Here is a 13,795-nt window from a genome sequence, read left to right as displayed (position 1 = left end):
GGGCGTCTGCGCGACGGGTTCGCGTCATGTATCGCGCCCCGCGTTGCACGCCAGGTTGTCGAATGAGGTGCGCCCCCAGACGACTACGACCGCCGGGCGAGGCTGCCCGGCGGTCTTCAGCCACTACTTACGCTGCGCCACCAACACTTCGAACGTCCCCGGAATCACCGCAGGACGAGGATGGGGATTGTCTGCCGTCGCCGCCTCCGCAGGGCCGAATTTAGACGACACCAGATACACGCGATGAGCCTTGGCGTCGAGGGCCATCGTCTTTGCGCCTTCCAGCGTCTGAACGTTTTGCACCACCGTATAGTGATCGGCATCGTCCTCGTGAACGATCGTCAGCGTGCCGTCCGCGCCATTCGAGCTGAACGCCAGCTTCAAGGCGGGATCGAATGCGGCGGTGTCGGGGTGACCGCCAATCGGCACTTCCGTCACGTGACGGCCTGTGGTCGAGTCGATCACCATCATGCGCTGGTTGGCGCAAACGGTGAACAGGCGCTCCTGCGTGGTGTCGATGGTGAGCCCGGTCGGTTCCTCGCACGGCGCGATGGACCAGTGCGTAAGCACTGCGCCAGCGTTGCCGTCCATCTCGACGATCTCGCCTTTGTCCTCGACGTTGACGAAGACGTGCCCGTGGTTATCCGCGGCGAGCGCCTCCGGTTTGCCGCCCACCGGCATGGTCGCGACCACCTTGCGGCTGGCCACATCGATTGCGCTCACGCTGTTGTCGTGCCCGTTGCTGACGAACACCCGCTGCAACGCCGGCACGTACAGGATGCCGTCGGGGTCGGGGCCTGCCGCCTTGATCGTGTCGATCACCTTCAGCGTATCCAGGTTGATGACAGTGATGGTGTTCGCCCGGCCGTTGGTAATGAAGCCGAGCTTGCGATCCTGTACGAATGCGAAGCCGTGCACGCCGTCGGTGTTCTCGATCTCTCCAGACAGCTTGCCGGTGCGCGTATCGACTACCTGTACATGGGTGTCGCGACTGACGAACAGATGGTGGCGCACCGGGTCGTATGCCACGTAATCCCAGTGATCTGCGCCGCTTAGACCGTAGTGTTGGGTTATTTCGAACTGCGTATGAGCGCTTTCCGCGGCGACACAGGCTCCCGCCACTACCAGCATTGACGCTAGCGCGCCGGCAAGAAGGCTCTTCAGAACGTTTCCTTGTTTCACTTTCAGTCGACTCCAGTGGATTTTGTTTATGGCTGTTTCAGATAGGGCCAACCGGACGAACGATTACGAATCGTGGTCGTTGAGGTTGAAGGTGACCCATAACTGCTCGGACAGCGTTTTGCCCACAAATGCAGGCTCGGGTTTGGGATACGTCGCATCCCGCACGGCAGCCAGCGCGGCACGATCCAGCAGCCCGATGCCGCTCGATACCACCACGCTTACATCGGACACCACGCCGTCGCGATACTGAAATGCGACCCGTGTGCGGCCGGACATGCCCGCCATGCGCGCCGACTCCGGATAACGCAGCGCCGCCTGAATCGCCGCGCGCAGCGCACCCTCAAAGCTTGCGTTCGGCGCCGTCGCAGCGGGTGCGGCAGCCGGCGGTGGCGGAGGCGGACGCGGCGCGGGCGGAGCCTCGGTCGGTGTCGCGGACGGCAGCATCGGCGCCGGGGCAGGCGTCGGTGCTGGAACCGGTACGGCCTTAGGCGGCGCAACATGCACAACGTGCTGGACATGACGCGGCGGGACAACCGGGTGCGTGACCTGGGGCGTCTCCGGCTTCGGGGGAGTCAGCGGTTTCGCAGCAGGTTGCGGCGTCGGGACGGGAGCAGGCGTGGGCGCCGCCAGCGTCAGCAATGTCGGCGGCCGTTCGGGTACCGGCTGCGAGCGATGCGTCAGGAGCACAACGCCGCCGCCAAGCAGCAACACTTCCGCAAGCAGTGCGAACGCCGCAGCAGACGCGAGACGCGGCCGTTCCCGCACAACCTCAGGGGCGGAGACAGTCGCCATATCAGTTCGCCACGGGTTGCGCAGCCAGCGCGATCTGCGAGACGCCTGCGGCACGGCAGGCGTCCATGACCGCGACGAGCTTCTGGATTTGCGCCTGTTTCGAGCCGGCAATTGTCACCACGGTGTGCCCCGCATCCGCTCGCGCCGCCAGCATTGCCGTCAGTTCAGCAGGGCTCAAAGTGCGGCCATCGACAGAGAGGCTGCCGTCCGTGGCGAGCGTGACAGTCACCTTCGGCGGCGGCAAAGACTGTGTCGTGCTGCTCGTCGGCAACTGCGTGCGCAAACCGGCATTCGGAATCATGTGCAGCGTGATCATGATGAAAAACACCAGCAGAAAAAACATGATGTCGATCATCGGAATGATCTCGATGCGAGCCTTGCGCGCTTCGAAATACTTCATCGTCACGCTCCCTGCGACGCGAGTTTTCCGACCACGGCTCGCGGTGCTTCGCGCACGGCCTTCGAGGCTTCTTGCGACGTTCCAGCCAGGCGATTGACGAGCGCAGCCTTCACGGTCTCGAGCTGATGCACAACGCCCCGCACGCGATTGTGCAAGCCGTTAAAAAACACCAGACCGATCATCGCCACAAACAGGCCGGAGGCTGTCGCGATCAGCGCTTCGGCGACGCCACCCGTCACCTGGGTCGGTGCGTTGCCGGGATTGGAGAGCACCTGAAACGCGTTGAACATGCCGACGATCGTGCCGAACAGCCCAAGCAGCGGCGCCAAGGTGACCACCGTGTCGAGCACCCAGAGAAAGCGGTCGATACGCGGTGCTTCGCGCATGATCGCTTCCTCGAGGCATGCGTCGAGGTCTTCACGTGAGGCGTGCCCGGCAAGACGGGCCGCGGTGGCGAATAGCGTGGCCGTCGGCAACGAGTGGAACTGCTCGGCGCAGGCGCCCAGCGTCGTCGCATTGAACTGGTCGAGCCGGTCGATCTGTTCGAGCGCAGCGCGGCTATTGCCGGCAGCGCGCTGTAAAAACCAGCTGCGCTCGATAATGATCGTCAGGGCAACGAACAGCATGGCAGCGATGACGTAGAGGACACCGCCCGAATTGTTCGCGAGGTGCAGCAGAGTGTCGACGGTCATGGAAAACTCCTGTTAGAAATCGGTGGACAGCGTGCCGATAAATGCACGGCCCGGGATGGTCCAGTACAGCGGGGTATTGTCGGCAGCGGTAAAGCCTGCCAGCGCATCGATGCTGGTGCGGTTGAACAGGTTGTCGATCTGGAAGCCGATACGGGTGTCATGCATCCACGGCGCGAGGTTCTTGATCGTGTAGGCGGCCGAGAAGTTGGTCACGGTGAAACCGCCAATCGGCTGGGTATCGCCCGTATCGCCGAACTGATGACCGACAAACTTCGTGATCAGCGAGCCGGCCAGCGGACCATGCTCATACAGCACGCCAGCCGCAGCGGTCTGTTGCGGCGCGTTCGGCATCCAGTCGCCGGTGCTCTTCTGTTTGGCCGAGTTGAACGTCAGATTGGCGTACAGGCTAAAGCCGTAGCCGAGCGAGAACGTCGCTTCCGATTCGAAGCCTTTGTAGACCGCGCCGCCGGCATTGGTGAAGATCGTGTTGTCGCCCACCGTGCGGCTCGTCACGGCATTGCGGAAGTTGATGTAGTACAGGTCGGCTGAAACGGTCAAACGGTTCGTCTTGAAGGTCGTGCCGATCTGATAGTTATCCGTCTGCTCCGGATCGGGCTGGCCAGAAACCGTCGGGCTTTGCACATAGAACACATTCAGGTTCGGCGCCAGAAAACCCTGTGCGTACTGGATATACGCGCTCCAGTCCGAGGTAATCTGATCATGTACCGTGAGCGAGGGCAACACCTTCGACCAGGTATGACCGAAGTCCACCGGAGTGCCTGAGCCCTGATTCATCGGCGAATCGATTTGCCGGTTGAACGACACGTATTTCACGCCCGGCGTCACCGTCAAACCATACGGCAGTTGCAATGCGTACTGCAGATACGGCTCGAACGTCAGCAGCGTATCGGTCATCGTGAAGTTCTGTGACAGGAACGCGAAGTTCAGCGAGTCGTCCACATTGAAGTTGTCGCGGAAGTTGGACTGATGTGTGACCCAGGCGCCCAGCTGCAGCGTGCCTGGGCCGATCTTCCGCTCGGCGGTGAGGACGTCGCCCCACGCGCGGTAATTGTTGTTCATCTCCTGACCCGGCACGTCGTTCGGTCCGAGGCTCGTACCATTGGGGGTTTCACCGTTCGGATCGAGCCCGTTAAAGCCGTTATGGTAGTAGCCGTATGTGTACACCTTGTTATCGATCACCCATTGGGCGACTTTCGTTTTAACGTCGATGTATTCGAAGTCGGTATTGATCAGATCGACGTTGTAGCCGTAGTACGCCTGGCTCGCCGGATTGTTGTTCAGGCCGAAGTTCGGGCCAAAATCCTGGATCTGCTGGGCGGTCGCGCCAAGCGGCACGTTTTGGTGGATCTTGTTGTAGGTGGCGAAAAAGGTGACCAGCGTGTCGTCGCCAAGCGGCTTTTCGAGCTTGAAGTAGACATTTTCCCGACGTTGCGCAGAATCCGTCAGGTAGCCGTCGCTATTGGTTTGCGTATAGCCGACCATCGCACGGGCATCGCCCCATTGCTGGATGTCGCCCGTGTTCATCTCGGCACCGGCGGTCCACGTGTTCCAGCTACCGTATGAGCCCAGCACCGAAAACGACGGCGTGAGCGAAGGATCTTTCGAGTCCAGCCCGATCGTGCCGCCGAAGGTTGCGAAACCGATCTGCGAGGCGTCGCCCGGACCACGGTCGATATTGATCGAGCCCAGCACCTGATTCGAGAAGAACGACGTCGAGTGGTGCGTGAAGTCGTTGGAATCGCCAAACGGGATGCCGTCGAATGTCACGTTGTACTGACCGTCCTGAAAGCCGCGAATCGAGAGACTCTGCGATTCCATCAGCCCCGCGCCGTTCGGATCGATGTTCGACACGCTCGGTGCGATCTGGATGATGTCGCTGTAGTTCGACGTAGGTGCCGTGCTGTTCTGGATATAGTGCTGGCTGATGATCGACTTCGGTTCGGTAGTCGTGAGCGAACCCTGCGAAGGCGCCTGGGCCGGCGCCGACTCCACATTCGTCGTAGCAGGCGTGCCGTTAGCGGACGACGACACGGCCGTGCTTTGTACCGAACCGAGATCGCCAGTTGCCTGCGCATGCGAGATCTGTGTTCCGGCGGCGCAGAGCGTCGCGAGAGCGAATTGCGTCAGAGGCTTCTGATTGAGCTTTGAACGTACCCGTTGCATGATTCATGCATCCTTGTTTTTGAATAGAGCGGTGGGAGCGATGGAGCAGACAAGGCGGGATGCTATCGATAGCGCATTAATACCGAGTGATGGGTAACTTACGAAGTTAAAGTTCTTATTACGGATACCCAACAACCTGTGCTGCAAACAAAACGGCGCAGACGTGCGCTTAGATTTGTAAGTTTCCGTACACTACGCATTCATTTGTCCACGTTAGGATGGGCACTTTCGTCCAGGCGCCGGTCCTCCTTCATGCCACACGATCAATCGGAAAAACGCTCTCTTGGAAAGTGATGCATCGGCCTCTTACCCGGCGGGGCGCAGACCTCGGATTCTGATCGTCGAAGATGACGAGCGTGTGCGCCTCGAAGTCGCAGCAGCACTCGAAGACTATGGCTTCGCGGCCGATAGCGTGGCGAGCGGGCACACCGGCCTGCTGCGCGCGCTGGATGGCGACTTCGACGCGGTCGTGCTCGACCGCATGCTGCCCGATATCGACGGTCTGTCGATCCTCTCCACCCTGCGCAATGTCGGCAAGGAAACGCCCGTGCTGATCCTCAGTGCACTGTCCGCGGTGGATGAGCGTGTGAGAGGTCTACGCGCCGGCGGCGACGACTATCTGACCAAACCATTCGACAGTCTCGAACTCACCGCACGCCTGAATGCGCTGCTGCGCCGCCGTTCGTCACCGAAGGAGCCGTCTGCATTGAGCGTCGGCGATCTTGTGCTCGATATGGGCACGCATCAGGTAGAACGTGCCGGTGAGGTGATCGAGCTCAAGCCGCGCGAGTACCAGTTGCTCGAATTCATGATGCGGCACGCCGGACAACCGGTCACGCGGGCGATGCTGTTCGAGTCCGTGTGGAACTACCATTTCAACGCCCAGACCAACGTGATCGACATGCATATCGGTCAGCTACGCCGCAAGATCAGTCTGAACGGGCGGCTCTCGGTGATGATTCATACGGTGCGCAATGTCGGCTATATCCTCCATGCCGGCGAGTAAGCGGCGAACACGCATGCATCTGAGCAGCGTCGGCTGGCTGCTGGCGGTGTTCATCACCTCGGCGATCGTGCTGTTCGCGATGCTTTACTGGGCGACCCATGGTTACCTCGTACACGAGGTCGATGAGCGCCTGCTCGGCGAGGTGGCCGAGTTCCATTCCATCGGCCGCGACGAAGCGATCGCGAACATCGATGCGTTGAGCCGACGCGATGTGGCGAGCAGTCGTCCCTATGGCGTCTTCGATACAGACGGCACGTGGCTCGCCGGTAACATCCATGTCCTGCCGCCAGCGCACGACGGTAAGCCATTCAACTACGCGCAGATCGTGCGCGAGGGTGACCGCACCGAGACCGAACACTTTCGCGGCATCATCGTGCCCACCGTTAGCGGCGTGCGCGTCGTCGTCGGACACTCGATCGATGAGATCCGCTATTTCGATCACACGCTGCTGAAAATGCTGTGCATCGGTCTGACGCTCACGATCATCCTCGCCGTGGGATGCGGCGCGGCGCTCAATGCAATGTCCAATCGCCGCATCCGCGCCATCAGCCTGACTGGACGCGAGATTATGGCCGGGCAGCTAAACCGGCGCTTGCCGACCCGCGGCACGCATCACGATCTGGATCGCCTGGCGGAGATCGTCAACACGATGCTCGACGAGATCGAGCGGCTGGTCGCCGAAGTCAGAGGGGTATGTGCCGGGATCGCGCACGACTTGCGAACGCCGATGACCCATTTGCGCGCAGGGCTTGAGCGTGCGCGCCGGCGCTCAAATAGCGTCGACGATTACGAAAGCGCGGTCGATGCGGCCATCGTGCAATCGGACGTCGTGCTCAATCGCTTTACCGCCCTGCTGCGAATCGCGGAGATCGAAGCCGACGGCCGGCGCGCGAGCTTTGGCGATGTGTCGCTCGACACCGTGATCCGCGACGTCGTAGATCTGTACGAGCCGGTAGCGGACGACCGCGGTCTGACGGTGTCGGTGCACGCGCCTTCGCCTGTCAAAGTGCGGGGCGATATCGATCTGCTGTTCGGCGCGATCGAAAACCTGCTCGACAACGCACTGAAATTCACCCCTGGCGGCGGCTCAATCTCGGTCGAAACGAGGATAGAGGCAGGCGAACCCATCGTGCACGTGGCCGACTCAGGCCCCGGCATTGAAGCCGGCGAGCGCGAAGCCGTTCTGCGGCCGTTCTATCGCAGTCCTAGCCAGCACGCCCAGGCGCCGGCCGGTCACGGCCTCGGTTTGAGCCTCGTGGCGGCCATTGCGCGAGTGCATGACGCCGATGTGGAGATCCACGATAACCAACCGGGTTGCAAGATGGTGCTGCGCTTCAGGGGGAAGGCGCTGGCGCGGTAACCGAATTGCAGGTCACCTTGCTTGCGGTCGGTTGCGAGGCGTAGCATGACGCACTCCCCTACGCCCTCTTTCGAGTCTCATGCCTTCCACGCGACCGTTGCCGCCGCTTATCGCTCTGCGTGCTTTCGAAGCCGCCGCGCGGCACTTGAGTTTCAGCCTGGCGGCGCAGGAACTGTTCGTCACGCAAAGCGCGGTTAGCCATCACATCCAGAAGCTCGAGAGCGAACTGGGAGTAACACTCTTCGAACGGCGCACGCGCGCAGTTGCACTGACCATAGCAGGGCAGGCCTACTTTGCAAAAGTGAATGCCGCCTTTGAACTCTTGCGCACCGGCACCGAGGAAACGCGTGCACCTGCAACCGCGCGGATCAAGCTAACGGTCGGCTTGCTGGCTTCGTTTGCCACGCGCTGGCTCGCGCCCCGCTTGCAGGCGTTTTCGGCAGCGCATCCCGGCATCGAACTGCAACTGCGGCCCGATATCGCGCTCGCCGACGTCCCCGGCGGCGAAGTCGACCTGGCCATCCGCTACGGCCGCGGCGGCTGGGCCGACGTACGCGCACGCAAACTCATGCCGGAACGGCTCTCGGTGGTGTGCTCTCCCACCCTGCTCGGCGGCACGCGCCGTCCCCGCAAGCCGCAAGACCTGGTGCGCTATCCGCTGCTCGCGTCACACGCCAAACTGCCCTTCGAATGGCAAGCATGGGGGACCCGCTTCGGTGTGGACCTGCGCGGTGCACAGACAGTGCATCTGCACGACTACAACATCGTCGTGGAAGCGGCCCTCGCAGGACAAGGTGTCGCCATGGGCCGGCATCGCCTGATTGCTCCGCAACTGGCGAGCGGCGCACTGGTGCAGGCAGTGCCTGATGCGGTACTCGACGATGCGCGCATCGGCTGGTGGCTCGTCACGCCGCGCGCAGCGAAGGGCGAGACTGAAGCTGTAACGGTCTTCCGCGACTGGCTGACGCAGACCGCGGCGCAAGACCCGATAAACTGAACGCATTAGTTTCGCTCATGTGTGGCCGGCAAGAATTCATTCGTCAGCCGACGGCAGCCGCCATAGGATGGAACGCCCATCCACATATTCATAGGACGCACACTACATGACCCTCTCGATCTCCGCCCGCGTAGCCGAACTCGGTATCACGCTCGAATCCGCCGCCGCGCCTGCGGCCAACTACGTCCCGTTCGTGCAGGACGGCTCGCTACTATTCATTTCCGGTCAGATCTCGCGTAAGGACGGCAAGCCTGCTTACGTCGGCCGCCTGGGTGACAATATCTCGGACGACGAGGGCGTGCAGGCAGCACGGCTCGCCGCGCTTGGCATACTGTCGCAGCTTGCGGCGGCCACGGGCGACCGGCTCGATCGCGTGGCTCGCATCGTACGCGTCGGTGTCTTCGTCGCCAGCACGCCGGAGTTCAACCGTCAGAGCACCATCGCCAACGGCGCCTCGGATCTGATGGTAGAAGTGTTCGGCGACGCCGGCCGCCACGCGCGTGCCGCGGTTGGCGTTGCATCGCTGCCGTCCGGCGTGGCCGTGGAAGTCGAAGCAGTCGTCTCGTTGAAGCAACCCTGAATCCATCCTGCATCACTGGAACCTTCAAGTCATGTCAGCCCCCCTCACCGACGCAGCCGTAGACGCATTGCGGGCCCAGACGCCGGGCACGCAGCACACCACGCACTTCAACCACGCTGGCGCATCGCTGCCGTCCGCAGCGACGTTGGAAGCAGTCCACGCCCATCTGTGGCGCGAAGCGACCATGGGACCTATGGAAGCCGGTGTCGCAGCGCGCGCGCAAATAGAGCGTGCCCGTACCCTCGCCGCGCAGTTGTTCAACGCGCAACCGGCGGAGATCGCCGTAACGACGGGCAACTCGCAGGCCTGGGGCAGCGCATTCGCCGCGTTGGGCACATGGCAGCCCGGCGATCGCATTCTGGTTGGGCGTCACGAGTGGGGCGGCAACCTGGCCAGCATGCGCCTGTCGGCAGTGCGCGCGGGGGCATCGATCGAGGTGATCCCTTCCGACCAAAGCGGCGAGGTCGATCTCGCGGCACTCGAGGCGATGCTCGACGAACGGGTGCGCCTGATCGCGCTGACGTGGATGCCGGCCAACGGCGGCCTCATCAACCCGGCCGCCGCCATCGGACAGATCGCGCGACGTCATGGCATCGCCTACTTCATCGACGCCGCGCAAGCGGTCGGACAAATACCTGTGGATGTGGAGCAACTCGGTTGCGACGTGCTGACCGGCGCGGGCCGCAAGGCGTTGCGCGGTCCGCGTGGCACAGGGTTGCTGTACGTACGGCAAGACTTTCTGCCTCGGCTCACACCGGCCTATGTCGATACCCAAACGGCGCCGCTCGATGACGACGGCGAACCTGTCGTGCGCAGCGACGCAGCGCGGTTCGAATCTGTCGAAGTCGCGTCCGCGCTGCGCTGCGGTTTGGCCAATGCACTGCAGGAGGCGCTGGATATCGGCGTTGAAAACATCCGCACTCGCATCGACGCCGTCGCGCAGACGCTGCGCGCCGAACTCGCGCAGATCGACGGCGTGACGGTCCTCGATCAGGGACGCGAACGTTCGGGGCTGGTGGCCTTCAACGTGGCGGGCATCGATGCCAAAGAGGTGCAACGTGCGTTGGCGGCGCAAGGTGTGGCCATCGGCAGCAACGGCGTGGGCTACACACCGTTCGATATGAACGCGCGAGGTCTCACCCAGATAGCGCGCGCTTCCGTCGGTTACCTGACCACCGAGGCGGAGATAGGCAAGCTGGTGGGGAGCTTGCGCACGCTCGTCCGTTAAGGCACGCTTCACGCGACACAACGCGGCGACGCTATCACGCACGCCAATACAAGGAGACGTCAATGGAGCGACCCGAGTTCATCCGCCACTGGAGCGAACTGGAAAACCCGGACGATGCCCACTACAAGGGCAGTACCGAGCTACTTGCCATCGGTGCGCCGCTTGCCAGGAAGCTTGGACTTCAGCGCATCGGCATTCACCATGTGCGCGTGCCGCCTGGACGTCGAACCTCGTATCCGCATGCGGAAAGTGCCGAAGAGGAATTCGCCTTCGTCATCGAGGGCACGCCGGATGTGTGGCTCGACGGTCATCTGCATCCGCTCAAGCCCGGTGACTCGGTGGCGTTTCCGGCGGGTACCGGGATTTGCCATACCTTCATCAACAACACGGATCAGGACGTGCGGCTGCTGGTGGTCGGAGAAACCGACAAGAAGGAAAACCGGATTCGTTATCCGATGCATGAGGCCCACGAAGCCACTCGCCCGGACCGTTGGGTCGATTGGCCTGTGCGTCCGATGGGTCCGCATGACGGCAAGCCGTCCGGCAGCAAGTCTTGAGCGATACGCCGCACGCGGCCACCTCGATAGCCGTCAAAAACGGGTTCGGTCGGCCATCCAGTTGGCAGCGGCAGCAGACAACAGCGCGACCGCCGCGGCATTGAGCGGCGCGAGATCCTCGGACATCTGCGTCACCCTTGCCGCCGCAGCCGGACTCTCCATGGCTTCCGCACACGCGAGCAGTTGACCCAACAGGCCGGCCCGCGTCTGGATGGCTTCGCGCACCGTTTGCGCTAACTGCAGTTCAGAAAACAGATCGACGGGGTTGCGCTGCAGCACGGCAGGCAACAGCGAGGTCATGCCCGTCATGAACGCGTTGTCGACGAACTCCTCGTCGTGCGGCCTAAGCCTGCGCGCGGCCAGTTCCATGAAGCGCCCCCGCGTGCCGACCAGTTGCACCAGTGCATTGGATGCGACAGACCGGCTATTGCCGTCCGTGTACAGGGCGAGCAGGGCCCAGCGGCGCAGCCAGTCGGTGCCGACCAGTTGGACCGCATCGCGGATCCGCAGGCGCCGTCGCGTCAACGCGTGATGCGCCGAGCTGGCGAAGCGCAGCAGCTGCATCGTCAGTGCGGGATTGCGTTTGACCTCGTCTTCCAGGGTCGGCAGCGGCGGCTCGGCGCCCAGCATCACCAGCAGTTTGACCAGCGCCTGGCGCAGCGGCGGAATCCTGCGCACCGCGAGCAGATGGGGATGGGCGAAGTAGTAGCCCTGAAACAGGTCGCAGCCGGCCTCGTAGGTCCACCGGTAGTCGTCCGGTGTCTCGACCTTTTCCGCTACGACGCGCTTGCCGGCGCGGTGCATTGCAGCAACGAACGGCGCCAGTCGCGACGCAGTCCAGTCCGGCACATCGATCTTGACGACTTCAGCGCAGTCGAACACCTCCGCGTGGCCCAAGGCGGCCTCGCGAACATCCTCCATGGCGAAGCGGTAGCCGGATCGCGTCAGCGCCTTGATGCGTTGAACCAGTTGATCGTCGTACTGCGCGGTTGCCTGAATTTCAACGACGAAGTGAGCGGATGGCAGCAGGCTGAACATCTCGTTCATCAGCCAGTCGCGCCCCGCGTTGATGTAGCCGGCGCGGCCCGCCAACACGCTTTCCATTCCCAGTTCGCCCAGCGTCTCGATGACGATATCGGCGGTGGCGCGCGTCTCGTCGAGCGGCGTGCCGTCGGCGGGTTCGGCGTTATCGGAGAAAGCGAACGGCCGAAACAGCAGTTCGTAAGCGACAAGTTGTCCTTCGCGGTTGAGGATCGGCTGCCGTCCGAGATACGAGGTCATCGCGATCAGGGACAACGCGGCAGCATCGTGCGACATGTCATTCATGCGGGTTACCGGTTAGCGAACCTGCGCCACGCTGTCCGATCGCTGGCAAGCGGCGGCGTAGAGGCCCTAACGGTGATAACGGCTGCAAACAGGGAAAAGTTGAAGGCGGATAAGCCGGCGTAAGGCGTTTGGACATCCCGCGCGTCGCGACGACAGTGTTATTGGCCCGTCACCGGGCCGCCGCAGAAAGGTAAAGGGGCAATCGGAAGCCGGCTTAAACGAACTGTGCCGCTTTCTGACTGGCGAGCAGGATGGCCGTATGGGCGGGCGTCACGTCCACATGGCCTCCGGACTGCGTCAGGGTGGACAGGATCGTGTGGTCGTCAAAACGGCACTGACAGAGCACGTGGTCGGAGGCGGCAAGCTTGACCGTTTGCGCCAGCGTCAGGGTCGCGAGAAGCTCCGCGCTCTGCGCGGACAGCCCCAGCCGAAACATGCCGACCAGCCTGTCCTCACGAAGCATGCGTTGCGCCAGCATGATGTACGACAGATTGACTTCCCTGATGAAACCCTGCGCTTCGCCGTCGCTCATGATCTTTCGCCCTCCGGTAAACATCCACTTCATTTCTCGCCGGCAATCGTCTGGCGCGCTAAAGCCTTGTGCTGTGGGGCAGACGCACGGCCGAACTCGCGGTGATTTACCAGTAGAAACACAAAGTTACATTTTGATACGTTTGAGTGGAGTGTAGGGATGCCCTTCCACGAAGACAATGTTCGCGAAATTTTCCGAAAGGTAGATCGTCAGTCGACCATTACGCGGCCTTACGAGCCGCTAAAGAAGGCCTGCCTCGTGACGAGCAAGCGCCCAAAATGCAAACGACCCGGCCACATGGACCGGGTCGTCACGTCGATGCAACCCGCCGTCGTCTGGCGGGGCAAAGCCTGCTTACTGCTTCACGCCTTCCGCCTGAATGTGCAGAACGGTCGCCATCTTGAAGCCGTAGGTCTTGCCGAAGTCGATACCGAAGTCCGAACGGTCGAAAGTCGCCGTCGATTCCGTGCCGCACACTTCGCGCTTGAGCATCGGGTGCTGGAAGCACTTGAACGATTCGATCTTCAGGTTCAGCGGCTTCGTCACGCCGTGCAGGGTCAGCTCGCCGATCACTTCAACCGGCACATCGCCCTTGAACTTCATCGACGTACCCTTGTAGACCGCGGTCGGGAATTGGGTCGCGTCGAAGAACTTCGAGCTCTTCAGTTCCGTGTTCAGCGTGTCGTTACCGATGTCCACCGAAGTCATGTCGATGGTCGCTTCCAGCGTGCCCGTCTTCGCTTCACGATCGATCGTCACCGTACCGGTGGATTTCGTGAACTTGCCGCGCCAGATCGAGACGCCGCCAAAGTGGTCGGCTTCGAAGCTCGGCGAAGTGTGCGTCGGGTCGAGCGTATAGGTGGTGTCGGCAGCCATCGCGCTAAACGATGCACCCACTGCCAAGGCGGCGACTGCTACGGCTAAAAGTTGCTTTTTCAAAGTGATTCTCCTGGGAGGTT

At 62.2% G+C, this 13,795-nt stretch carries 14 protein-coding genes; 6 read left to right on the top strand and 8 right to left on the bottom strand.

Going from position 1 to position 13,795, the window contains the following annotated elements; all coding sequences use genetic code 11:
* Nucleotides 1-123 precede the first annotated feature (123 nt).
* From P3T24_RS12205 to P3T24_RS12185, 5 genes are all read right to left on the bottom strand, one after another.
* Nucleotides 124-1,182, bottom strand: a complete 1,059-nt coding sequence (locus P3T24_RS12205; protein WP_143787651.1) for a YncE family protein — start codon at nt 1,180-1,182, stop codon at nt 124-126.
* 63 nt (nt 1,183-1,245) lie between these two features.
* A complete protein-coding gene (locus P3T24_RS12200) occupies nt 1,246-1,974 on the bottom strand; it encodes a TonB family protein (protein ID WP_429434841.1) in 729 nt (242 codons plus the stop codon).
* Between the two features lies 1 nt (nt 1,975).
* Complete coding sequence (locus tag P3T24_RS12195; RefSeq protein WP_122157354.1) at nt 1,976-2,374, bottom strand: ExbD/TolR family protein; 399 nt, start codon at nt 2,372-2,374, stop codon at nt 1,976-1,978.
* A gap of 2 nt (nt 2,375-2,376) precedes the next feature.
* Nucleotides 2,377-3,066, bottom strand: a complete 690-nt coding sequence (locus P3T24_RS12190) for a MotA/TolQ/ExbB proton channel family protein (protein WP_074267015.1) — start codon at nt 3,064-3,066, stop codon at nt 2,377-2,379.
* 12 nt (nt 3,067-3,078) lie between these two features.
* Nucleotides 3,079-5,250, bottom strand: coding sequence for a TonB-dependent receptor (locus P3T24_RS12185; protein ID WP_429434839.1), 2,172 nt, complete (start codon nt 5,248-5,250; stop codon nt 3,079-3,081).
* A gap of 283 nt (nt 5,251-5,533) precedes the next feature.
* On the opposite strand from P3T24_RS12185, the gene P3T24_RS12180 reads away from it, so the two are divergent.
* The 6 genes from P3T24_RS12180 to P3T24_RS12155 all read left to right on the top strand — a co-directional run bounded on the left by P3T24_RS12180 (nt 5,534) and on the right by P3T24_RS12155 (nt 10,978).
* Nucleotides 5,534-6,256, top strand: a complete 723-nt coding sequence (locus P3T24_RS12180; protein ID WP_429434836.1) for a response regulator transcription factor — start codon at nt 5,534-5,536, stop codon at nt 6,254-6,256.
* Between the two features lie 13 nt (nt 6,257-6,269).
* Nucleotides 6,270-7,616, top strand: coding sequence for a sensor histidine kinase (locus P3T24_RS12175; protein WP_429434834.1), 1,347 nt, complete (start codon nt 6,270-6,272; stop codon nt 7,614-7,616).
* A 79-nt stretch (nt 7,617-7,695) separates the two neighbouring features.
* Nucleotides 7,696-8,613, top strand: a complete 918-nt coding sequence (gene gcvA / locus P3T24_RS12170; protein WP_429434831.1) for a transcriptional regulator GcvA — start codon at nt 7,696-7,698, stop codon at nt 8,611-8,613.
* A 106-nt stretch (nt 8,614-8,719) separates the two neighbouring features.
* Nucleotides 8,720-9,193 carry a RidA family protein gene (locus tag P3T24_RS12165; RefSeq protein ID WP_429434829.1) on the top strand — a complete coding sequence of 158 codons (474 nt, stop codon included), beginning with the start codon at nt 8,720-8,722 and terminating at the stop codon, nt 9,191-9,193.
* Nucleotides 9,194-9,224: 31 nt separating this feature from the next.
* Nucleotides 9,225-10,421 (top strand): aminotransferase class V-fold PLP-dependent enzyme, encoded by a 1,197-nt coding sequence (locus P3T24_RS12160; protein ID WP_429434826.1) that lies wholly within the window; start codon nt 9,225-9,227, stop codon nt 10,419-10,421.
* Between the two features lie 62 nt (nt 10,422-10,483).
* Nucleotides 10,484-10,978 carry a cupin domain-containing protein gene (locus P3T24_RS12155; protein ID WP_074267008.1) on the top strand — a complete coding sequence of 165 codons (495 nt, stop codon included), beginning with the start codon at nt 10,484-10,486 and terminating at the stop codon, nt 10,976-10,978.
* A gap of 33 nt (nt 10,979-11,011) precedes the next feature.
* Here P3T24_RS12155 and P3T24_RS12150 read toward each other — a convergent pair whose 3' ends face one another.
* From P3T24_RS12150 to P3T24_RS12140, 3 genes are all read right to left on the bottom strand, one after another.
* Nucleotides 11,012-12,304 carry an EAL and HDOD domain-containing protein gene (locus P3T24_RS12150; RefSeq protein WP_429406090.1) on the bottom strand — a complete coding sequence of 431 codons (1,293 nt, stop codon included), beginning with the start codon at nt 12,302-12,304 and terminating at the stop codon, nt 11,012-11,014.
* A 214-nt stretch (nt 12,305-12,518) separates the two neighbouring features.
* On the bottom strand, nt 12,519-12,839 hold the full coding sequence (gene flhD / locus P3T24_RS12145) for a flagellar transcriptional regulator FlhD (protein WP_429287457.1): 321 nt from the start codon (nt 12,837-12,839) through the stop codon (nt 12,519-12,521).
* A gap of 351 nt (nt 12,840-13,190) precedes the next feature.
* Nucleotides 13,191-13,775 carry a YceI family protein gene (locus P3T24_RS12140; protein WP_074267006.1) on the bottom strand — a complete coding sequence of 195 codons (585 nt, stop codon included), beginning with the start codon at nt 13,773-13,775 and terminating at the stop codon, nt 13,191-13,193.
* Nucleotides 13,776-13,795 lie beyond the last annotated feature (20 nt).

Source organism: Paraburkholderia sp. GAS33 (assembly GCF_050436645.1).
Taxonomy (GTDB): Bacteria; Pseudomonadota; Gammaproteobacteria; order Burkholderiales; family Burkholderiaceae; genus Paraburkholderia; species Paraburkholderia phenazinium_B.
This window is presented reverse-complemented; position numbering and strand designations above follow the sequence as displayed.

What these genes read in the sequence shown, in the direction of transcription:
- P3T24_RS12200 (WP_429434841.1), bottom strand. Translation starts at nt 1,974, where the DNA reads ATGGCGACTGTCTCCGCCCCTGAGGTTGTGCGGGAACGGCCGCGTCTC.
- P3T24_RS12195 (WP_122157354.1), bottom strand. Translation starts at nt 2,374, where the DNA reads ATGAAGTATTTCGAAGCGCGCAAGGCTCGCATCGAGATCATTCCGATG.
- P3T24_RS12190 (WP_074267015.1), bottom strand. Translation starts at nt 3,066, where the DNA reads ATGACCGTCGACACTCTGCTGCACCTCGCGAACAATTCGGGCGGTGTC.
- P3T24_RS12185 (WP_429434839.1), bottom strand. Translation starts at nt 5,250, where the DNA reads ATGCAACGGGTACGTTCAAAGCTCAATCAGAAGCCTCTGACGCAATTC.
- P3T24_RS12175 (WP_429434834.1), top strand. Translation starts at nt 6,270, where the DNA reads ATGCATCTGAGCAGCGTCGGCTGGCTGCTGGCGGTGTTCATCACCTCG.
- gcvA (WP_429434831.1), top strand. Translation starts at nt 7,696, where the DNA reads ATGCCTTCCACGCGACCGTTGCCGCCGCTTATCGCTCTGCGTGCTTTC.
- P3T24_RS12165 (WP_429434829.1), top strand. Translation starts at nt 8,720, where the DNA reads ATGACCCTCTCGATCTCCGCCCGCGTAGCCGAACTCGGTATCACGCTC.
- P3T24_RS12160 (WP_429434826.1), top strand. Translation starts at nt 9,225, where the DNA reads ATGTCAGCCCCCCTCACCGACGCAGCCGTAGACGCATTGCGGGCCCAG.
- P3T24_RS12155 (WP_074267008.1), top strand. Translation starts at nt 10,484, where the DNA reads ATGGAGCGACCCGAGTTCATCCGCCACTGGAGCGAACTGGAAAACCCG.
- P3T24_RS12150 (WP_429406090.1), bottom strand. Translation starts at nt 12,304, where the DNA reads ATGAATGACATGTCGCACGATGCTGCCGCGTTGTCCCTGATCGCGATG.